The 574-nt window shown below is 58.2% G+C and carries 1 protein-coding gene; it reads left to right on the forward strand.

Annotated features, from left to right (window positions below; genetic code table 11):
- Positions 1 to 88 precede the first annotated feature (88 nt).
- Entirely contained in the window at positions 89 to 343 is a 255-nt protein-coding gene (gene tnpB / locus C9413_RS32585; protein ID WP_082046572.1) for an IS66 family insertion sequence element accessory protein TnpB, read from the forward strand.
- Positions 344 to 574 lie beyond the last annotated feature (231 nt).

Here is a 574-nt window from a genome sequence, read left to right on the forward strand (position 1 = left end):
CGTCCACTGTGAGCGCGGCACTTCCGAACGGTGTGAATCTGACGCAGTGATGTGGCCGCTTTGGCAGCGATAATCGGAGCTCTGGGTCATGTTCAGACTGGGCGCTGATATCAAGGTCTACCTGCATCGTGAACCGATCGACTTTCGAGCCGGCATCAATAGCCTTGCGGTGCTGGTCCAGGAGACGATGGCACTCGATCCGTTTGCTCCTGCGGTTTTTGCCTTCTGTAATCGCCGTCGCGACCGGATGAAGCTCTTGTTCTTCGACCGGTCGGGCTTTGTGCTGGTCCTGAAGTGGTTGACCGAGGACAAGTTCCGATGGCCGCGCCGTGAGGTGCGCTGACAACCGAGCAACTGCACTGGATTCTCGACGGCATTGATATCGATGCGATGGTGCGCCATCCGGTGCGGCAATATCAGCTTGCTGGCTGAGGCCTCTCGAATTCTGCGGTTGACGCGGCGGGACGGTTCAGATTCAAAACTACGATGAATCGAACTGGCGAACAAAGCGTTGCAGAGCTGATGGCGCAGTTGGCGACGCGCCAGTGTTCCCGTCTGCAGAGGTGCTCTGGGC

It is taken from the genome of Rhizobium sp. SEMIA 4085 (assembly GCF_013004495.1).
Taxonomy (GTDB): domain Bacteria; phylum Pseudomonadota; class Alphaproteobacteria; order Rhizobiales; family Rhizobiaceae; genus Rhizobium; species Rhizobium gallicum.